The following is a 22,258-nucleotide window of genomic DNA, read 5'->3' on the forward strand; positions in this document are numbered from 1 at the left end:
ACAACTATATCTATTAACCATGAAAAACAAATTTATTTTGGCCCTTGACCAAGGAACAACGTCATCACGAGCAATCGTATTCAACCATGACGGTGAAATTGTAAAAATTTCTCAAAAACCGTTTGAACAAATCTTTCCAAAACCAGGATGGATTGAGCATGACCCTAATGAAATTTGGTCTTCTCAAATCAGTGTTGCTGCAGAAGTTATCGCAAAAACTGGAATTAACGGAAAAGAAATTGCTGCAATTGGTATCACCAATCAAAGAGAAACAACTATAGTTTGGGACAGAGAGACCAGTGAACCTATATATAATGCAATTGTCTGGCAAGATCGTAGAACTGCAAAATACTGTGATGAATTAAAAGCAGCAGGACATGCTGAAATGATTCAAAAGAAGACAGGTTTAGTATTAGACGCTTATTTTTCTGGAACCAAAGTAAAATGGATTTTAGACAATGTTCCTGGTGCTCGCGAAAAAGCAGAACAAGGAAAATTGTGTTTCGGTACCGTTGACACATGGTTGATATGGAAACTAAGTCGTGGAGCCCTATTCATGACAGATGTATCTAACGCTAGCAGAACATTATTATTAAACATACATACTTTAGAATGGGATACCGAACTTTTGGAATTATTTGATATCCCAAGAGCCATGCTACCGGAAGTTAAACAAAGTAGCGAAATATATGGAGAAACCTGTACTACACTATTCGCAACAAAAATTCCTATCGCAGGAGTTGCAGGAGACCAACAAGCTGCTCTTTTTGGTCAATTGTGTACAGAACCAGGTATGGTTAAAAACACCTACGGAACAGGATGTTTTATGCTAATGAACACAGGAGAGAAACCTATATATTCTAAAAATAACTTATTAACAACTGTAGCTTGGAAAATCAACGGAAAAACAACTTATGCCTTAGAGGGAAGTGTATTTGTTGGAGGAGCTGCCGTTCAATGGTTACGAGATGGTGCTAAAATGATTGAATCAGCGGAAGAAGTAGAAGCGCTAGCATTACAAGTTCCAGACAACGGAGGAGTTTACTTTGTACCTGCATTAACTGGTTTAGGAGCACCCTATTGGGACCAATATGCTAGAGGTGCAATTGTAGGGATCACAAGAGGAACAACTAATGCACATATTGCACGTGCTACTATAGAAGGAATAGCTTACCAAGTTTATGATTTGGCTAAGGCAATGGAAGGTGATTTTGGAGAAAAAGGGAAAGAATTACGCGTTGATGGTGGAGCAGTATCCAATAATTTATTAATGCAATTTCAATCAGACTTATTCGATTTTAAAGTAATTCGCCCAAAAACATTAGAAACAACAGCATTAGGAGCCGCTTATTTAGCAGGTTTAGCCGTTGGATACTGGGAAAGTATCGATGATTTACAAAAACAATGGTCAATTGATCGCGAATTCACACCAGAAATGCCTAGAACAGAAGTAGACAAACTAGTTCACAACTGGGACAAAGCAGTTGGAAGAGCTAGCAACTGGATCGAAGATTAACTATTGAGCTCAACTAAAAAACCAAAAAACCAAAAAAAATGTCACCATTCACAGCAGAAATCATTGGCACCATGCTAATGATATTATTAGGAAATGGCGTAGTAGCCAATGTTGTACTTAAAGATACCAAAGGAAATAATTCAGGCTGGATCGTCATAACGACAGCCTGGGCTTTTGCCGTTTTCGTTGGAGTAGTTGTTGCAGGCCCTATTAGTGGAGCTCATTTAAATCCTATTGTAACACTAGGACTTGCTCTTGTAGGTAAATTTGCATGGAATCAAGTCGCAGGATATGTTCTTGCACAATTAATTGGAGCAATGCTAGGTGCTTTCCTAGTTTGGCTATCCCACAAAGATCATTTTGCAGCAACAGAAGATGAAGGCGGAAAACTAGCTTGTTTCAGTACAGGCCCTGCCATTAGAAACTACAGCTCAAATTTGATTAGTGAAATCATCGGGACCTTTGTCCTTATTTTTGTTATTTTCTACTTATCTGGACCTGATTTAAGCATCGCTGCCGCAGCAGATGCCAAAATAGGACTAGGATCTATAGGTGCTTTACCCGTAGCTATTTTAGTATGGGCAATTGGATTAAGTTTAGGAGGAACAACAGGATACGCTATTAATCCCGCAAGAGATTTAGGCCCTAGAATTGTTCACTCTATTTTGTATAAAGGTAAAAGTGACTGGAGTTACGCATGGGTTCCTATACTTGGACCTATCATTGGGTCTAGCCTAGCTGCTTTTTGCTATACTTTACTTATTTAAACAACTAATTACCATAAACTAGAATAATCAATTAAACCATGAAGAATTTTTTAATCGCCTCTGCATTATCTTTTGCAGGGTTAAATGGCTATGCACAAAACGCAACCGAAATAGACACTATTGAGAAAAAACAAATAAATACCACAAAAACATCAAGATTAGATTTTAATGTAGGAATAGAAACAAGTCACTTATGGAGAGGTTTAGTCATCAATGACGGTATGACGGCCACAGGAAATATTCACTACGCTTTGAACGAAAGCCAAACAATTAAGGTCGGATTCTGGGGCGGTGCAGGATTTGATGGGACTTATCACGAGATTGACTATTATGTGCAATATCAAAAAAACAATTTATCAATAGCAATATGGGACTTGTTTAATACTACTGGCATAGAAACACCAAAATCATTTAATTATGACAAATTAACGACAACACATCTTATCGACTTAAGAACTTCATATCGTTTTCCGAAAAATTTTCCGCTAAGAATTGAAGCAGATATCATATTATACAGTGGTTTAAATGACCGAGAATTAAACAATAATAATGAGTATCGCAGCAAGAACTCTACTTATATCGAATTAAGCTACCCACTTATTAGTGATCAAAAAGTTAACTTAAATGCCTTTATAGGAGCTGCATTACCTCTCCATGGAAGTAAACATCTATATACAACCAAAACACAAACAGATTTTGACATTGTAAACACAGGTATAACTGCTTCAAAGAATATTGAAATATTTAATTACAAACTCCCCGTTTCTGCTACAGCAATGTGGAATCCTGCCAATAAAATAGCCCGAATAAAACTAGACGTTAATCTGTTTTAATATTTAATTTGCAATACATTATTAAAAACTCTCTTATTATTAAGAGAGTTTTTTTTTTGATCGTGTAACCTTCAATAATATTTACAAATTCAACCCCATAAAGAAGAATCCACCAAATAACTAAATATCTGTTAATTCTTAATCTGACATCTTGTCATATTCAATCAAATAATTGTACATTTGCAGACTTATTAAAACACACTTTTGAAAGTGACTTATGGAAAAGATTATTGACGAAAACAAACAAGGCGAAAGTCTAGTTTTACAAAATAAACCCGAAAACACAAAAAAATTATTTATCGAAAGTTATGGTTGTGCCATGAACTTTTCGGATAGTGAAATTGTAGCTTCGATATTATCTACAAACGGATACAATACCACTCAAATATTAGAAGAAGCCGATCTTGTTTTGGTAAACACCTGCTCTATTAGAGATAAAGCAGAACAAACCATTCGAAAACGACTAGAAAAATACAATGCAGTAAAACGCATCAACTCCAAGATGAAAGTAGGCGTTTTGGGTTGTATGGCAGAACGTTTGAAAGAAAAATTTCTTGATGAAGAAAAAATAGTTGATCTCGTTGTAGGCCCTGATGCTTACAAGGATTTACCCAATTTATTGAGTGAAGTTGAGGAAGGACGTGATGCTATCAATGTAATATTATCTAAGGACGAAACCTACGGAGACATCTCACCTGTTCGTTTGATGAGTAACGGAATTACCGCTTTAGTTTCCATCACACGTGGTTGTGATAATATGTGTACATTTTGCGTGGTTCCCTTCACCAGAGGGCGTGAGCGTAGCCGTGAGCCTCAAAGTATCATGACCGAAATTCAAGATTTATGGAGTAAAGGTTTTAAAGAAATCACACTACTCGGGCAAAACGTAGACAGTTATTTATGGTATGGTGGCGGACTAAAAAAAGATTTTGAAAACGCAACCGAAATGCAAAAAGCAACTGCAGTAGATTTTGACCAATTACTCGAAATGGTAGCGGTAGGTTTTCCAAAGATGCGCATTCGATTCTCTACTTCAAATCCACAAGATATGCACGAAAGTGTTTTGCACGTGATTGCAAAGCACCCAAATATATGTAAGCACATTCACTTACCCGTACAATCAGGAAGCAACCGTATTTTGAAAGAAATGAACCGCTTACACACCCGCGAAGAGTACATGACTTTGATTGATAAAATTAGAAGTATCATTCCGGATTGCGCTATCTCTCAAGATATGATTGCAGGTTTCCCAACAGAAACTGAGCAAGATCACCAAGACACCATGAGTTTAATGGAATATGTAAAATATAACTTCGGATACATGTACTCTTACTCTGAACGCCCTGGAACATTGGCCGGAAGAAAAATGGAAGACGATGTAGAAGAGCCAACCAAAGCGAGACGCTTGCAAGAAATTGTTGATTTACAGCAAAAACACGCTTGGCTTAGATCTGAAGAATTTATTGGTAAAACGGTTGAAGTTTTAATCGAAAAAGTATCTAAAAAATCTAAAGAAGAATTTTCTGGTCGAAATTCGCAAAGCATAACAGTAGTTTTCCCAAAGGAAGATTACAAGATTGGAGATTTTGTGAATGTAAAAATACTTAGTTGTACGAGCGGAACTCTTAAAGGAGAATCAGTTGGATTAAGCGATATGAATTAAATTTTTTAACCGCAAATTTCGCAAATTTTCACAAATTATATTCTTTTAAAAAATTCAAGATGGATAACTCAGATGAATATTATTATAAAAAAGACGAAAACTATCAAATCGTAGGTCTATGTATGGAAGTTCATAGAATTCTTGGACCAGGATTACTTGAAATCGTATACAAGGACGCATTAGAAATAGAATTCAGAAACCATAATATTCCTTACAGCAGAGAAAAAGAGTTTATCGTAGAATACAAAGGTACTATACTACCACATAAATTTTATGCTGATTTTGTAGTTTACACTGATATTATTCTAGAAATAAAATCAACGAAAGAAATTAGCAATGACCATCTTGCTCAAACTTTAAATTATATGAAATTAGCAAAAACTCCAATTGGAATTATAGCAAACTTTCAAAACAAATCATTGGTTCACAAAAGAATGATAAATACTTAAAAAGTAATTTGTGAAAATTTGTGTAATTTGTGGTTAAAAACAATAATAAAAATACTTTGTTCCTAGAAAACTAAATATGGAGTCAGTACAAAATATAAAACAACGATTTGAGATTATTGGTAACGAACCAAAGCTTAATCGTGCGATAGAAAAAGCGATACAAGTCGCCCCTACCGATATCTCTGTCTTGGTAGTGGGTGAAAGTGGCGTTGGAAAAGAAAGCATTCCCAAGATAATACACTCTCTTTCACATAGAAAACACGGCAAATACATTGCGGTAAACTGTGGTGCAATACCCGAAGGAACGATTGATAGTGAACTTTTCGGACACGAAAAAGGAGCCTTCACAGGTGCTACAAGTACACGTGAAGGGTATTTTGAGGTAGCAAACGGCGGAACTATCTTTTTGGATGAAGTAGGTGAATTGCCTCTTACCACTCAAGTTCGACTGTTAAGAATTTTGGAGAACGGAGAATTCTTAAAAGTAGGATCCTCACAAGTTCAAAAAACAGATGTACGTATAGTCGCAGCTACAAACGTCAATTTATTCGATGCTATCCAAAAAGGAAAATTTCGTGAAGACTTATACTACCGTTTAAGTACGGTTGACATCGTTTTACCTCCTTTGAGAGAAAGAAAGGAAGACATCCACTTACTTTTTAGGAAATTTGCTGCAGATTTTGCTCACAAATACAAGATGCCACCATTAAAACTTGATGAAGCTGCTGTACAATTACTACAAAAGTTTCGTTGGAGTGGTAACATTCGTCAATTGCGAAATGTAGCCGAACAGATTTCAGTTTTAGAAACTAATCGTGAAATTAATGCAATTATTTTACAATCGTATTTGCCTGCAGAAGGCTCTAACTTACCGTCTGTCATTAGCGATAAAAAAGCAGAAAGCGACTTCAGTACTGAAAGGGATATTTTATACAAAGTATTGTTTGATATGAAAAGTGATTTGAATGATTTAAAGAAACTCACTTTAGAATTAATGAAAAATGGCACCGCAAAAGCACAAGATATTAATCCTAATTTGATTTCAAAAATATACGGTTCACAGGAAAACGAAAGCGAAATAGACTTTGAAGAAAGACCTAAACCAGCGTTAATGGCGAGCCAAAAACAAGACAATCATTATGATGAGCCCGAAGACAATTACCTTTTTGCCGAGACTATTGAAGAGGAGGAGATATTGCGATTGGAACAAAAAGAAATCGAAATGATCAAAAAATCATTAGAAAAGAATAAAGGAAAACGAAAAGCAGCCGCAGAAGAGTTGGGAATTTCTGAGCGTACTTTGTATCGAAAAATCAAGCAATTTGATCTTTAAAATAATTCTTATCTTTGTAATCTAAATTCATCCCCCTTTTCAAGCATAAAATGAAGAAAATACAATTTATATTCGTCCTATTCCTATTTTTAAACCTGACAAGTTGTTCTGTTTATAACTTTACAGGTACTGGAAAAATAGATGCCAAAACATTTCAAGTGAATTTTTTTCAAAATAACGCAGACTTAATTGAACCTGGAATCGACCGTACGTTCACGCTTACACTTCAAGAAATCATTCAAAATCAAACCAATTTAAATTTAGTTAAAAACGGAGGAGATTTAACTTACGAAGGAGAAATAATTGATTACAGAATAAGTCCTATGACGGCCACTGCAAACCAACAAGCTTCACAAAACAGATTAAAAATACGTGTGAATGTTCGTTTCATAAATAAAAAGAAAGAAACTGATAATTTCGAAAAACCTTTTGAATTTTATTATGATTACCCAGCAACAACACAATTAGCTGGATCAACAAAAAGTACTGCTCTAAAAGATATTTTTGAAAGAATAACACAAGATATTTTCAACGAATCATTAGCAAAATGGTAATCATTTCGTTTCCCGTAGAACGAGAGAATAACATACTATGAACATAACCGATTATACTTATTTAATAAACAGCCCAGACGCAATTTCAGAACAACAAACGTTGGCGCTTGAAAATGTACTGGATGAATTTCCGTATTTTCAAAGTGCTCGTGCTTTGCGTTTAAAAGGACTATACAACCAAAATAATTTTAAATACAATTATGCTTTAAAAGTTACAGCTGCACATTCTACAGACAGAACAGTTTTATTTGATTTTATTACATCAGATTCGTTTACTGCCATTCAGCGCGATTTGTTTAATCAAAAAGCAGCCGAACTATTAGACATTATAGTGATTGATAGTGAAATACTGACAACCGAGAAACCAGCAACTTCAAAACTAGAAGATTCTATATTACACACTATTAAAGAAGCTTCTCCAGTAAAATTAGAAGAAAAAAAACCTTCTATCGAAGAAAAATTAGAATTAGGAGCACCTTTAGATTTTTCCAAGACAGAGAAACATTCCTTTCAAGAATGGCTTAAGTTATCTAGAGCGCAACCTATTATTCGAGAAAAAGAGTCAAAAGAAACTTTTGCGACTATTCAACTTGATCCCGAAAAACAAAAGAAAGCAGCAATAATTGATAAATTCATTGAGACTAGTCCAAAAATTTCTCCCGTAAAAAAAGAAAGTATTTCAAATGTACAAATTGATATTAATAAAGAAGACCATTCTTATTTAATGACAGAGACTTTAGCGAAAGTTTACCTAGAACAAAAAAAATATCTAAAAGCGATACAAGCTTATGAGATATTAATTTTGAAATATCCAGAAAAAAGTAGTTTCTTTGCAGACCGTATCTCAGATATAAAACATTTACAACAAAATAATTAAACATACAATGAGCACATTTTCAATTTTTTTAGTTTTAATCACAATCGTTTGCTTTTTATTGATTGTAGTTATCATGGTTCAAAACCCTAAAGGAGGTGGATTGTCATCTACATTAGGTGGATCTACGCAAATGGGTGGTGTACAAAAAACAACTGACTTTTTAGACAAAAGTACCTGGACTCTAGCAACTATCTTAATTGCATTAATTTTATTATCCACTTTGAGCTTCACAGGAACCTTGAGTGATAATGATTCAAAAATTATTGATAACATACCTGCTGCTGCTCCAGCTCCAGTTCAAAATGCTCCTGTAACTCCTGCAAAATAATAAATATTATATTTAAATTAGACCAATCATTTGTTCTATTTCTTTATTTAATAAATCATATTAAAACAATAGTTTGACACGAAACATACACTCACTAAAGCTAATTTGCAACTTACAAAATATAAAAAATGCCAGCTTGTCAAAGCTGGCATTTTTTATAGGTAAAATTGTCAGTAAAAATGGAGTGGCACAGTTTCTGAGCGACCAATAACATCATACAAATATTTAACTTTTAAAATAAATAAAAATCATGGCATTAAACATTAAACCACTTTCAGATAGAGTTCTTATTGAGCCAGTAGCAGCTGAAACAAAAACTGCGTCAGGAATTTTTATTCCAGATACTGCCAAAGAAAAACCACAAAAGGGAACTGTTGTAGCTGTAGGAAATGGCACAAAAGATCATGCAATGACTGTAAAAATTGGTGATACCGTACTTTACGGAAAATATGCAGGTACCGAACTTAAACTTGAAGGTACTGACTATTTGATCATGAGAGAAGATGATATTCTTGCGATAATCTAAAAAATTGCTTTTGGCTGGTAGCTTTTGGCTATTAGCTCTCAAAAAATAGAATTTAATAATTAATAAAACATTTTGGTTATTGCTTTAAAAGGTATTCAAAATCCTAAAAGCCAATAGCCAAAAGCTAAAAGCTTACAAAATGGCAAAAGATATAAAATTTGATATTGAAGCACGTGACGGACTAAAACGTGGAGTTGATGCATTGGCAAATGCAGTAAAAGTAACTTTGGGACCAAAAGGTCGTAACGTAATTATTGGAAAATCATTTGGAGGTCCTACAGTGACTAAAGATGGTGTTTCGGTAGCTAAAGAAATCGAATTGAAAGACCCATTGGAAAATATGGGAGCTCAAATGGTAAAAGAAGTAGCATCAAAAACTAACGACTTAGCTGGAGATGGAACAACAACTGCAACCGTATTAGCGCAAGCAATCGTAAAAGAAGGTTTGAAAAACGTTGCTGCAGGTGCAAACCCAATGGATTTAAAAAGAGGAATTGACAAAGCTGTTGAAGCAATCGTAGGTGATTTGGCGAAACAAGCAAAAGTTGTTGGTTCTGATTCAGATAAAATCAAACAAATCGCATCTATTTCTGCTAATAATGACGAAGTAATTGGTGAACTAATCGCTACTGCTTTCGCAAAAGTTGGAAAAGAAGGTGTAATTACTGTTGAAGAAGCAAAAGGAACAGAAACGTATGTGGATGTTGTAGAAGGAATGCAGTTTGACAGAGGATACCTTTCTCCTTACTTTGTAACTAATTCTGAAAAAATGGAAGTAGAACTTGAAAACCCATACATCCTTTTGTATGACAAAAAAGTTTCTTCTCTAAAAGAGTTATTGCCAGTATTGGAGCCAGTTGCTCAATCAGGAAAACCATTATTGATCATTGCTGAAGATGTGGATGGTGAAGCACTTTCTACTTTGGTAGTGAACAAATTGCGTGGAGCTTTAAAAATCGCTGCTGTAAAAGCACCTGGTTTTGGAGACAGAAGAAAAGCAATGTTAGAGGATATCGCTATCTTGACTGGTGGAACTGTAATCTCTGAAGAAAGAGGATACAACCTTGAAAACACAACACTTGAAATGTTGGGTACTGCTGCAAAAGTAACTATCGACAAAGACAACACAACTGTTGTAAGTGGTGCTGGTGAAGCAGATATGATTAAAAACAGAGTAAACCAAATCAAAGGTCAAATGGAAGCTTCGACTTCTGACTATGACAAAGAAAAATTGCAAGAGCGTTTGGCTAAATTAGCTGGTGGTGTTGCTGTTCTTTATGTAGGTGCTGCCTCTGAAGTTGAAATGAAAGAGAAAAAAGACCGTGTTGATGATGCATTACACGCAACTCGTGCGGCTGTAGAAGAAGGTATTGTTGCTGGTGGTGGTGTAGCTTTATTGAGAGCAAAAAACGCCTTAAAAGACATTACTGCTGAGAATGCTGATGAAGCTACAGGAATTCAAATTATCTCTCGTGCTATTGAAGCACCTTTGAGAACTATTGTTGAAAACGCTGGTCTTGAAGGATCTGTTGTTGTTGCAAAAGTAGCTGAAGGATCTGGAGATTTTGGATACAATGCAAAAACAAATGAATATGTTGACATGCTTGCAGCTGGAATCATTGATCCTAAAAAAGTAACTCGTGTAGCATTAGAAAATGCTGCCTCTGTTTCTGGAATGATCTTGACTACAGAATGTGCTTTAATTGATATTAAAGAAGAAGGTCCTGCTCACTCTCATGGTGGTGGAGGTATGCCTGGAATGATGTAAGTCTTACTTCATTATAAACTTTAAAATCCGTTCATTTATTTGAACGGATTTTTTTTATACAAAAATTAAACTATTTCACAAAAATTAAGTCTAAATTACGATTCTAAAATACAAGTTGAAATTTGAATTTCAGAGTCAAGATATAGATGAAGAATAGTTAATAATATTTAATTAACAATAACGTATTGTATAACTACTTAAATTTACACATTATAACCAATTGATTTTTTTAACTAATTAAACATTTTTCTCAAAATGAGATTAAAACTAACCATCATTAGCTTTCTATTTTTTGCGCACTCTTTTTCACAAACTATTAATAACTCCGATAAAATTAATTCATATATTGAATCCTATTTTAGGCTTGACCGAGAAAACATACATGTTCAATTCAACAAGAATACCTATGTAAACAATGAAGATATCGGTTTTAAAGGTTATGTATTAAGCAAGAATAATGGAAAACTAAATACAAATACAACCAATGTACAATTAGTTGTTTATGACAATCAAGAGCAAATTGTATTAAAACAACTCCTTTTTACATCCAAAGGGACTTTTGCCGGTGGGATTCATCTAACAGACAAATTCAAGTCTGGAATTTATCATTTCCATTTTTATACCAACTGGATGAATAATTTTAATGAAGATGATTCGTTCACCCAGAAAATTGAAATTATCGACAAAAGTGAACCCTATAATTTAAAAACTACAGAACCGAATTATAAAACGGCCCAAGTAACCTTTTTCCCAGAAGGAGGCCTAATTATTGATGCGATAAACAACACCATAGGCGTGAAAATTGTAGATTGCAATCAAAAAGGAATCGAAGTAGAAGGAATAAGTATCGTTGACTCAAAATTAAATGAAATCACAAAACTTAATACCAACAAAATGGGAAATGGAAGCTTCTATTTTATCCCAGAAACCAATGAGTCCTATACTTTAAAAATAAAAACCGATAAAATTGACATCCAACAGCCTTTACCAAAGATTAGCGAAACAGGACTTACATTAAGCTATAACAACAACTTACCAAAAAATATCATAGCTGTTGCCATAAAAACAAATGAAAAAGGATTAGAAACTTATAAAGGAAAAAAATACACTATCCTCATTCATCAGGATGGTAATTCAATTCAAAAAGAACTAACACTCAAAGGAGATGAGACAGAGCAAGTTTTACTTTTTGACAAGAAATTCCTATCAAACGGAGTAAACAGTATACGTTTACTTGATGAAAACCTCAATGAAATCACAGAACGATTGGTTTATAAATACGCTACTCAAAAAGCACAAACTACACTTGAAGCTAAAGCAATTGCCAATGATAGCATTATATTATTAGGAAAAACAAATACCAAACAAGCACAACTAAGCATTAGTGTTTTACCACATGATAACATTAATTTAGCACAAAATAAATCCATTATGGGTACTTTTTATCTAAATGCTTACTTGGAAAATCCCGAAAATGATAACTACATTTATTTTGACCAAAATAACAAAAACCAAAAGCAAGATATGGAACTCCTAATGCTTAATCAGCATAGAAGTAAATTTCTCTGGAATAACATTAAAGCAAACCCTCCAAAAATAAATTATAAATTCAATAAAGGAGTCACTATTAGTGGAAAAGTAGAAAAAAACACTTCAGGGAATTCTAAATATAGAATCTCCCTCATTTCACTTAAAAACAGTGTTTTTGAAGAAACTGCTATCGATCAAAACAGTGATTTTAAATTTGAAAATTTCTTTGCACAAGATTCAACCGTTTTCCTACTTCAAATGATTAATGAAAAAAGTGCCGTGAAATTCACAAAAATGGAAGCCCGAGTTACTCCTAACGAATCCAAATTCATGCTGCCCTTACGCTTTGAAAAAGACGTATGCCCATTAGAAAAAAAGCCAGAAACTAGTTTTTCATTTTCGAAATCCCCTTTTGACGGTGGCGCAGTTGACTTGGCAGGAGTTACCATCCAAAATACGTTTAAGAAAGATGTTTTCACTCATAAAAGTGATATGAGTATAAATGCAACAGCTTTTAAAATCGATGATACCGAATTTGGTAATGTATTAGATTTTATTGGAAGAAATGGTTTTAAAACAGGTATAGACCCTGAAGAGAATACAGCGTATATACGTAATAGTAGAGATGCTTTCTCGGATAACCCACCAGCAGTTTACCTAGATAATGCGGTTGTATTTGACTATAATCTATTATACAGCCTTGACCTCAACGATGTCGACGAAATCTACATTGATAAATCAGGTGCTTCAGATACATCGGCAAGTAGCTCAGGAACTATTAAAATATTCTTGAAAATTGGATCAGACAAAAACGACTATTTTAGAGCAAAATACACCTCATTAATTGTAACAACAGGATTTACAAAAAACATTGAATTTAAAAATGCTAGTTTTGAATCTCAAAAAGAATATTTTTATTTTGGAACTTTAAATTGGACACCTACTATTGAGATCAAAGAAAATCCAAACTACGAACTTAGATTTCCAAAAACAGGACAAACAGAAATAAAAGTTCTAATCGAAGGAATGGCTGCAGACGGACAACCCATCTCAGAAATCCAAACTATTCCTGTTCAATAAATCAAAACCTGATAGATTATTATTTAATCCCCTATTTTTAATCAAATAGGAACGCTACATGTACTAATTAAAATAAGCTAGTTATAATCATACTAATAGCTATAAAAGTAATTATTACCTATAAACAAATAAAGGAAAGCATTTTGCTTTCCTTTATTTGTTTATATAATATAGCAATAACAATACAGCTCTAATAATATCTTATATTGACATCTTCCGCTACTCGTCTACTGGAGCTTTTTTTGCAAATTTAATAATCACTGGTGAAAGGGTGATGATCACCAACCCTATGATAATCATTTCGATATGATTTTTCAAATCAATTTGATAGTTCTCTAATAAAAAGCCATATAAATAATGACCTGCAAAAATCAATGCAAAAGACCACAAGAAAGAGCTAACAACATTAAAAAACATAAATTTCTTTTTTTCCATCGAAACAATTCCTGCTACAATTGGCGCAAAAGTTCTGAATATTGGAATAAATCTAGCAAAGATAATCGCTCTACCTCCATGTTTTTCAAAGAAATCTTTTGATTGAATTAAATATTTCTTTTTGAACCAAAAACTATCTTCTTTATTATATAAGTAATAGCCACTTTTGGCACCAAACCAATAACCAATTATATTACCCAATATTCCCGCAATTGCAACAAAAAGCGATAGGACAAAAACATTAACAAAATCACTTTCAAAAACTAGAATATTTTCTATTAATTCTCTATTGTAGATTCCTGCCAAAAAAAGCAAACTATCTCCTGGCAAAAAGAACCCTGCAAACAAACCTGTCTCAGCAAATACAATAAACAAGACGATAAACAAACCTACTTTTATACCATTTATATCAAAATGAATATAAAAAAGGGGATCCACTAAATTTTTCCAATCAAAGCCACTCATAGTCTATTATTTTTTTTGCGTAAAATTTGCCGTGAAAATAGGTATAATTTATTTTAACAACAATTTATTCTGTTTTTTTAAACCTTTATTAACGAATAATCGTAATTTTTTTTATTCTACTTTTTTACCCCAATGGAATCACATCTACCTCAACTTTAACCTTATGCTGCCCAGAACTGAAAATAATTCCTTTTAAAGGTGAAATATCCGAATAGTCACGACCATAGGCAGTCACAATATGACGCTCACCTGGAACAATATTATTAGTGGGATCAAATTCACACCAACCCATTCCAGGTACATATACAGAAACCCAGGCATGAGAAGCGTCAGACCCTTGCAATTTAACTTTTCCTTTTGGAGGTAATGTCTCTAGATAACCGCTTACATAACGCGCAGCAAACCCCATGCTTCTTAAACTCGCAATCATCAAATGTGTAAAATCTTGACATACCCCCTTGCGCTCTTTCAAAACAGTTTTCAACGGAGTATTTATACTAGTTGCCCCCGACTTGAATTCAAAATCGGTAAATATTTTAGCCGACAATTTTGATATTGCTTCATAAAAAGGGATATCTGTAATCAAACAGGTTTCGGCGAAAACCTTAATTTCATCATCCCAAAAAATAAACGGACTTGGTAGTTGATATTGAAGCATTTCGTTTTTCAAAGTCAATTTAGTTTTAAACATCTCCAATACTTCGTTGCAAGTAAGTGCACTCACAAATAGTAATTCAACCGGTAGTACTTCAACGATACTCGTAGCGGTAACTTGCAGTACTTTATGAGGTTTTAAAATAGAAAAATAATATTTTGTATTATCAAAATAATCTTTTCTTGGATATAGATTTTGAGGTTTTGGATCTATTGTTAACTTATAATCTTCACAAACTTGCGAAGCTGAATTTACAGGATGCAAACAGATAATACATTGGTAATTATGCACTGCGTTTACATAGGTATAAGTCGTTTTATGTACTAATTTATACTTCATCAGAATCAATTTTTTCAGTGTCTAAAAAGGAAAGTTGCATCACCGAGTGATTAAAATACAAACTAGAAAGTCCATTGGTTACTGTAGAAAGAAGTGTAGAAACATTATTTATTGTCTCATCCAATACTTCTCTGTAATTTGCTTCATCCGCTTGAACTAATTCTTCAGGGTCTATTAATTTTATGATTGTACTTGCTTCTAGTACTTTCTTTTCTGCAATACTCAATTGATTTATTTCTGATTTCTTAGGCAGTTGCCCAATATTATAAGAGAGTGTATCCAATATATATGCCAGTGTGTAAGGCGAATTTTTCTCCAAAAACAACATATTGATAACAGTTACCAAATTGATTTGGGACTTATAAATACTTCTATATTGCGCTAGTAAATTATGATTTTCGAGCACCGACTCCAACAAAAGCTGCTCTACGTCTTCAGATCTCTTAAAACAAAACAAAGTTTGAATTACAGAGGTAAGAGACAAGAATCGTTCTATATTTTTACCTGCTTCGAATAGAAAGAAACCGCTTTCTCTTGGTAATGTCTCATAAGTATTACCATAAAAAGCCATCATTCTGATATATAACTTATCTAAGCTATGTATAGTTTTACTAATACTACTGGCCTCTGCTTCTTTCAAGCCTACCAAACTTTCCTCTATTAAACTTATAATCCTCTTAGTATCATGATTCCATTTTTCACTAATATGATTGATGGAATACAACAATGATTGTACATTATAAGCAACAGAACCTTCCTTTTTTTGATCTTTTATCAGTGAAATTAGTTCGGCTAATGGTTTTTCAAAGACAGTCTCATCCTCTTCTCCATCTTCTCCTACAAATCCAGGATAAGACTGTGTGAGATGAGTTAGTGCTTTTAGTAAAACAATCAGAAACTCTGGTTGTTTTTTACCATGACTACTTACATTTTCATTTAATCTACTGAAGATTATTTTTAGAAATCCAGTCAAAACCATCGTTCTTTCAGACAACCTACCTACCCAAAATAAATTTTCAGCATTTCTACTAGTTAGGGCTGTAGTTCTAGAAACGTGATTTGACTTTTTAACTTCAATAACCTGATCCTGTAGAATAGGAACCTCTTCCGACTCTTTTATTTTATCGGTAACAACCCATGTATCTTTTGATATTCCACCAAATTGATTGGAAATTTGAAATTTATCTTCAACCACCGAGCTTCGAGTTAGTCCGCCTTGCATGACTTTATAATCTTTTCCATCCGAAATTAGAAAAGCTCTAATTACAGCCAATCTAGGAACAATTTCACCCTCAATTAATGAAGGAGTAGTCGAAAGGCTAACTTCCTCTTGTGCTACAAACTCTTTAGGGCTTTTTAAAATCTTAGCTTTTAATTCTATTAATTCTTTTTCATTTAGCTTACGTCCATATATTGATTTTACACCTAAATTTCTATTTGTTTTTTTAATAATTAATTTAGGTAAATTATTCAAAACATAATTAAGCTCTTTCACTTGTCCACACCACCAAGTAGCAGTCGAATTCATAATTAGTGGCTCTTTCAATAAAAATTTACACGCATTTTGTATAAAAGCCATCAATCCATGATTTTCTAGTACAGCTATTCCAGGAGGATTGATAACTGTTACATTCCCAAGACGCATCACTTGTAACAAACCTGGAATACCCAATAAGGAATTGCTATTCAATTCCAAAGGATCACACCATAAATCATCTACTCGTTTAATAATAACATCTACACGTTCTAATTGGTCAATCGTCTTCAACCAAACATAACCCTCTCTAACTAATAAATCACTTCCTTCTACTAAGTTATATCCCAAATAGGAAGAAAGATAAACATGTTCAAAATAGGTTTCATTGCCTTCTCCTGGAGATAAAAACACAACATTAGGATTATCCGAATTGGTTCCAAACTTCCCAACTGTTTTTTGTAACTCATTAAAATAAGGTCCTAGTTTATTACGATGAATATCTTTATTTAATTTTGGAAAAACATTCGCCATTACAATACGGTTTTCAAGGGCATAACCCGTACCTGATGGTGACTGCACACGATTGTCTAACAACCACATTTTCCCATCTGGACCTCTAGCAATATCGCATGCCAAAATAGTCAATTGATGAAATTCTTTTGGGGTAACATCAAAACAAGGTCTTAAAAAACCAGTATTATCAAAAACTAATTCTGCCGGAATAATATTATTTTTGATTAAAAGTTGCTCTCCATAAATATCTTTATAGATCAAGTCTAATAACTTTGCGCGTTGAATTAACCCTTTTTCAACTTCAATCCATTCTGATTGATGAATAATAAAAGGGATTGGATCGAGTTTCCAAGGACGTACAGATCCATTTTCCGAATCGTATACATTATAAGTAACTCCGTTCTCTTTGAGTCGATTAATAATTTCTACATTACGAATGGCTAATTCCTCCATACCTACCTTTTCAAGGGTTTCAAAGAGGGCTACCCAATAAGGCTTTACCTGTCCGTTTTTGTCAATTATTTCGTCGTATGATTTTATGGTTTTTTTATAGGAATCTATAAAAGATAATGGCGTGCTCATTTAAGATTTTTAAAGTCGCAACAAATCTACATTAAATTTTAAGAAAACGGGACTGATTGCCCTCAATATTAGTACATTTACTTCATGGAATTCACACTTAAAACAACAATCCAGTATGATGTTTATGCTGCCACAACATTCATATTTAACATTCAGGCATTAAGCCTCGCCACAAATCAGTCCATTATATCCGAATCTTTAGAAATCACCCCCAACTTACCTTACAAGGAATACAGTTTGAAAGGTTCTAAAACGCGTTTCATTAAACTTCAAGCGATCGAATACATACCATTCACTATTACATACCAAGCACAGGTAGACGTAAGCTACAAGTGGATTGCGAAAAAAAAACTCTTGAAAAATGTTTCTATTTATAACTTGAAGCATGAAATCATTCCTTTTCTTACGCCGACAAGAAATTGTCCTTCGGATAAATTAATGGAATTTGCCTTTACTATTTTTGGTCACATCACAACTGATTTAGAAAAAACGGTAGCCATCGATGACTGGATTTTTAACAACATTAAATATGTGAGTGGCTCATCTAACGCTAACACAACTGCTTATGACACTTTGAATAGAAAGGAAGGTGTTTGCAAAGATTTTGCTCACCTAGGTATCGCACTATGCAGATCATTAAACATTCCTGCGCGTTATTTCACTTGTTACGCCAGCAATATCTACCCTCCTGATATTCATGCTTGTTTTGAAGCCTACTTAGGTAATAAATGGATTCTTTTTGACCCCACACGATTGGCAAACTTAAATCAATTAGTCAAAATTGCGGACGGAAAAGATGGATCTGAAATTGCAGTAGCAACACTTTTTGGCAATGCTTTTTGCAACTCTATGAATATTGAATGTTCACTGTCTAATCAAGAATCCGAAATTTTCGATTTATCCGAAGATTTTTTCATATCCTATTAAATAATAAATAATATTACATTATACATAACTTTATACTCTTAAAATTATCATTCTGATATTTATATAATTAGTGATTCTTTTTTAATGAGTTACCGATATAAAAATTGTATTTTTATTAAAATTTAGAAACAAAAAAACTCGATATTTATGGCTGTTAAAATTGCAATTTCACACAAAACAACCTATACTTTTGACCGTAGTGTCAAATTATTCCCTCATGTTTTTAGGCTTCGACCAGCGGCACATTCCAGAACTCAAATAGAAGGATACACCTTCAAAATTAGTCCAGAAAATCACTTTATCAATTGGCAACAAGATCCATTTGGAAATTATCAAGCTAGAGTTGTTTTTCCAGACCCTGTACAGGAGTTAAAAGTAGAAGTAGAAGTGATTGCAAAACTACAAGTAATCAATCCCTTTGATTTTTTTGTTGAAGAATATGCAGAACAATTCCCTTTTACCTATGACAAAACCCTGCAGCAAGAACTTACTGCCTACCTACCCTTAACAGAAGAGAGCCCTACATTTCTCAAGTTCATGGAAGGCTTAAAAATAAGCAACCCCTTACCAACCAACGACTTTTTGGTAGCTATCAATCAGGCCGTTTACAACGAGCTTACCTATAATTTGCGAATGGAAGTTGGGGTACAAACTCCTGAAGAAACACTACGTATTAAGAGTGGATCTTGTCGTGACTTTGCTTGGTTACTTATACATGTGTTACGCCATTTTGGCCTTGCCGCACGTTTTGTTTCCGGATATATTGTTCAACTAGCACCCGACCAAAAATCACTTGATGGCCCATCTGGTCCCGAAACTGATTTTACTGATTTGCATGCTTGGGTAGAAGTTTATTTACCTGGAGCAGGATGGATAGGTCTTGACCCTACCTCTGGACTTTTTGCCAGTGAAGGTCATATTCCGTTGTGTTGCACACCTCATTATGAGAGCGCAGCACCAGTAACAGGTGCGACTGGTAAATGCGAAGTAACGTTTGATTTTGAAAATAAAGTTACACGCATTCATGAAGACCCTAGAGTTACAAAACCCTACTCCGACAATCAGTGGAATGACATCATGGAAGTTGGAAATGTAGTTGAAAAAGATCTAATTGAAGGTGATGTTCGTTTAACAATGGGTGGTGAACCTACCTTTGTATCAATAGATGATTACGAAGCTGACGAATGGAATACTACCGCCGATGGCCCTATGAAACGTAGACTTGCTTATGACTTAGCCTTGCGATTAAAAAAACGTTTTGCCCATGGTGGTTTATTGCATTTTGGTCAAGGAAAATGGTATCCTGGCGAATTATTTCCGCGCTGGCAATATGGATTGTATTGGCGAAAAGATGGATTGCCTTTATGGAAAAATGATACATTAGTTGCTAAAGAAGGGGAATCTAGTTTTACGTTTCATGATGCTGAAAAATTTGCTGCCGAATTGACGAAATTCTTAGGAATTGACACTCAAAACATAACTCCTACTTATGAGGACCCTATATATTGGGCATTGGAAGAAGGTAAACTACCAATTAATTTAGATCCGTTAAAGGTAAATTTAAAAGACTCTATTGAACGCCACAACTTGGCAAAAACACTTGAAAAAGGATTAAACAACCCTTCGGGATTTGTATTGCCTTTGCGAAAAGATCATGTAGCTGATAACTGGGAAAGTTGCGCATGGGAATTCAGACGTGGCAATTGTTTTTTAATTCCTGGAAACTCACCAATTGGCTTGCGTTTACCACTGGACTCACTCCCACAAACGTCCAAAAACATTAGAGAAGCAGTTGTTGATAGAAGTCCGTTTGAGGACCTATCACCTCTTGGCGATTACAATGACAAAGTTAAAAAAAGATATGGCACCATTGTTAAAATGTTCAAAAATGCCAAACTAATGTTAACCAAAAAAGAAACCAAAGAAAAGGAGAAAGAGAAAGAAAAAAATCCTAACCAATTTGAAGTTGATACTTTTATCACTGCAATGTGTATAGAGGAACGCGAAGGGATTATTTACATTTTCTTGCCTCCTACTGATTATTTGGAAGATTATGTCGACTTGATCACCTCTATAGAAAATACGGCTGAGAAATTACAAATGCCCGTTCGTATAGAAGGATATCAACCAAAATCGGATTACCGCGTTGAAAAAATGATGGTAACTCCAGACCCTGGTGTTATTGAGGTAAATGTCCATCCAGCCAAATCATGGCAAGAAATTGTAGACAATACAACTGCTTTGTATGAAGAAGCCTTTTTATCTCGCTTGGGAACCGACAAATTCATGGTGGACGGCCGTCATACCGGAACAGGTGGAGGAAACCACGTTACTCTTGGAGCAGCAAAACCCGAAGATAGTCCGTTATTAAGAAGACCAGACTTGTTGCGTAGTTTAATTACGTATTGGCAACACCATCCAGTATTGAGTTACTTATTTGCTGGACCTTTTATAGGGCCTACAAGTCAAGCGCCTCGTATTGACGAAGGAAGAGATGAGAAATTATACGAAATGGAAATTGCGTTTGACCAAATCCCGAAAGGACAAGAAGTTCCATTTTGGATGGTGGATCGAATTTTCAGAAATCTATTGACTGATATTACAGGAAACACACATAGAACAGAATTTTGTATTGACAAACTATATTCTCCTGATTCTTCGACAGGAAGACTAGGGATATTGGAGCTTCGCGCTTTTGACATGCCACCACACAAGCACATGAACTTAGTTCAAAATTTATTGGTTCGTGCTTTGGTCGCTAAATTCTGGAAAGAACCTTATGAGAAAAAACTAATCCGTTGGGGAACTGAATTGCATGACAAATTTTTGTTGCCGCATTTTGCTTATCTAGACATGATTGATGTGGTAAATGATTTGAAAGATTCTGGTTATAACTTTGACATTTCTTGGTTTGATCCCTTCTTTGAATTTAGATACCCACACCACGGAACGGTTACCATTGACAATGTTCAACTAGAAATAAGACTCGGAATAGAACCTTGGCACGTATTGGGAGAAGAGCTATCAAGTTCTGGAACTTCTCGTTTTGTAGACTCATCTTTAGAACGCTTACAAGTAAAAGTTTCTGGAATTGTACCCGAACGACATATTTTACTGTGCAAAGGATGTAGAATTCCGTTGCGAAGTACGGGGACAAAAGGAGAATATGTTGCAGGAATTAGATATAAATCATGGAATCCGCCATCTGCTTTACACCCAAATATTGGTATTGATGTACCACTCGTTTTTGACCTTGTAGATACTTGGAACAACAAAGTGATTGGTGGTTGTACTTATTTTGTAACACATCCTGGAGGCCGTAGTTTTGACACACTTCCGGTAAATAGTTTTGAAGCAGAGTCTAGAAAAATGAGTCGTTTTTGGGACTTTGGACATACGCCAGGTTCTGCTATGGAAAACAAAGAGTTTGAGACGCCTGCCAACAGCACGGCAACTTCAAGATTTTTGGTCGAATCAAAATCAGACTTAAAACATGACACTCCAATTGAATTAATCAATCCTGAATACCCTTACACTTTAGATTTAAGACATTTTTGGACTGCAAAAAACTAATTATCCGCTGGGCCGTTTTGCGTGAGGGATAGCAGTGAAAAGCCCACAAACAAGTGTAGCGATAGCGG

16 protein-coding genes and 1 pseudogene are annotated in these 22,258 nt (G+C 34.5%); 14 read left to right on the forward strand and 3 right to left on the reverse strand.

Annotation, left to right across the window (positions count from 1 at the left end):
- The first annotated feature begins 19 nt into the window (after positions 1-19).
- The 12 genes and pseudogenes from glpK (at position 20) to M2326_RS06805 (ending at position 13,224) form a co-directional block, all read left to right on the forward strand.
- Positions 20-1,516 carry a glycerol kinase GlpK gene (gene glpK, locus M2326_RS06750; protein ID WP_264618796.1) on the forward strand — a complete coding sequence of 499 codons (1,497 nt, stop codon included), beginning with the start codon at positions 20-22 and terminating at the stop codon, positions 1,514-1,516.
- Between the two features lie 35 nt (positions 1,517-1,551).
- Positions 1,552-2,283, forward strand: a pseudogene (locus tag M2326_RS06755) (MIP/aquaporin family protein); the annotation flags it as partial.
- A gap of 38 nt (positions 2,284-2,321) precedes the next feature.
- Positions 2,322-3,116, forward strand: coding sequence for a hypothetical protein (locus M2326_RS06760; protein WP_264618798.1), 795 nt, complete (start codon positions 2,322-2,324; stop codon positions 3,114-3,116).
- A gap of 217 nt (positions 3,117-3,333) precedes the next feature.
- Positions 3,334-4,779, forward strand: a complete 1,446-nt coding sequence (gene miaB / locus M2326_RS06765) for a tRNA (N6-isopentenyl adenosine(37)-C2)-methylthiotransferase MiaB (RefSeq protein WP_264618799.1) — start codon at positions 3,334-3,336, stop codon at positions 4,777-4,779.
- Positions 4,780-4,838: 59 nt separating this feature from the next.
- Positions 4,839-5,228, forward strand: coding sequence for a GxxExxY protein (locus tag M2326_RS06770; protein ID WP_264618800.1), 390 nt, complete (start codon positions 4,839-4,841; stop codon positions 5,226-5,228).
- A 76-nt stretch (positions 5,229-5,304) separates the two neighbouring features.
- Positions 5,305-6,561: a sigma-54 interaction domain-containing protein gene (locus M2326_RS06775; RefSeq protein ID WP_264618801.1), complete on the forward strand. Its 1,257-nt coding sequence runs from the start codon at positions 5,305-5,307 to the stop codon at positions 6,559-6,561.
- 50 nt (positions 6,562-6,611) lie between these two features.
- Positions 6,612-7,115 (forward strand): LptE family protein, encoded by a 504-nt coding sequence (locus M2326_RS06780; RefSeq protein ID WP_264618802.1) that lies wholly within the window; start codon positions 6,612-6,614, stop codon positions 7,113-7,115.
- Between the two features lie 37 nt (positions 7,116-7,152).
- Positions 7,153-7,992 (forward strand): hypothetical protein, encoded by an 840-nt coding sequence (locus tag M2326_RS06785; RefSeq protein WP_264618803.1) that lies wholly within the window; start codon positions 7,153-7,155, stop codon positions 7,990-7,992.
- 7 nt (positions 7,993-7,999) lie between these two features.
- On the forward strand, positions 8,000-8,320 hold the full coding sequence (secG, locus tag M2326_RS06790; protein ID WP_264618804.1) for a preprotein translocase subunit SecG: 321 nt from the start codon (positions 8,000-8,002) through the stop codon (positions 8,318-8,320).
- 250 nt (positions 8,321-8,570) lie between these two features.
- Positions 8,571-8,846 (forward strand): co-chaperone GroES, encoded by a 276-nt coding sequence (locus M2326_RS06795; protein ID WP_239862475.1) that lies wholly within the window; start codon positions 8,571-8,573, stop codon positions 8,844-8,846.
- A gap of 139 nt (positions 8,847-8,985) precedes the next feature.
- Entirely contained in the window at positions 8,986-10,614 is a 1,629-nt protein-coding gene (groL, locus tag M2326_RS06800) for a chaperonin GroEL (protein ID WP_264618805.1), read from the forward strand.
- A gap of 255 nt (positions 10,615-10,869) precedes the next feature.
- Positions 10,870-13,224, forward strand: coding sequence for a hypothetical protein (locus M2326_RS06805; protein WP_264618806.1), 2,355 nt, complete (start codon positions 10,870-10,872; stop codon positions 13,222-13,224).
- 219 nt (positions 13,225-13,443) lie between these two features.
- On the opposite strand, the gene M2326_RS06810 is transcribed toward M2326_RS06805, so the two are convergent.
- The 3 genes from M2326_RS06810 to M2326_RS06820 all read right to left on the reverse strand — a co-directional run bounded on the left by M2326_RS06810 (position 13,444) and on the right by M2326_RS06820 (position 17,690).
- The gene (locus tag M2326_RS06810) at positions 13,444-14,124 is read right to left on the reverse strand and encodes a DedA family protein (RefSeq protein WP_264618807.1); all 681 of its coding nucleotides are present in this window, start codon (positions 14,122-14,124) and stop codon (positions 13,444-13,446) included.
- A 124-nt stretch (positions 14,125-14,248) separates the two neighbouring features.
- Positions 14,249-15,118 (reverse strand): transglutaminase family protein, encoded by an 870-nt coding sequence (locus M2326_RS06815; RefSeq protein WP_264618808.1) that lies wholly within the window; start codon positions 15,116-15,118, stop codon positions 14,249-14,251.
- Positions 15,108-17,690: a circularly permuted type 2 ATP-grasp protein gene (locus M2326_RS06820; RefSeq protein WP_264618809.1), complete on the reverse strand. Its 2,583-nt coding sequence runs from the start codon at positions 17,688-17,690 to the stop codon at positions 15,108-15,110. Before M2326_RS06820 ends, M2326_RS06815 begins: the two co-directional genes overlap by 11 nt.
- Before the next feature lie 84 nt (positions 17,691-17,774).
- Between M2326_RS06820 and M2326_RS06825 the strand changes: the two genes are divergently transcribed.
- A complete protein-coding gene (locus M2326_RS06825; RefSeq protein ID WP_264618810.1) occupies positions 17,775-18,617 on the forward strand; it encodes a transglutaminase-like domain-containing protein in 843 nt (280 codons plus the stop codon).
- 147 nt (positions 18,618-18,764) lie between these two features.
- Positions 18,765-22,190 (forward strand): transglutaminase family protein, encoded by a 3,426-nt coding sequence (locus tag M2326_RS06830; RefSeq protein ID WP_264618811.1) that lies wholly within the window; start codon positions 18,765-18,767, stop codon positions 22,188-22,190.
- The last annotated feature ends 68 nt before the right edge of the window (positions 22,191-22,258 follow it).

It is taken from the genome of Flavobacterium psychraerolatum, assembly GCF_025960985.1.
Classification (GTDB): Bacteria; Bacteroidota; Bacteroidia; order Flavobacteriales; family Flavobacteriaceae; genus Flavobacterium.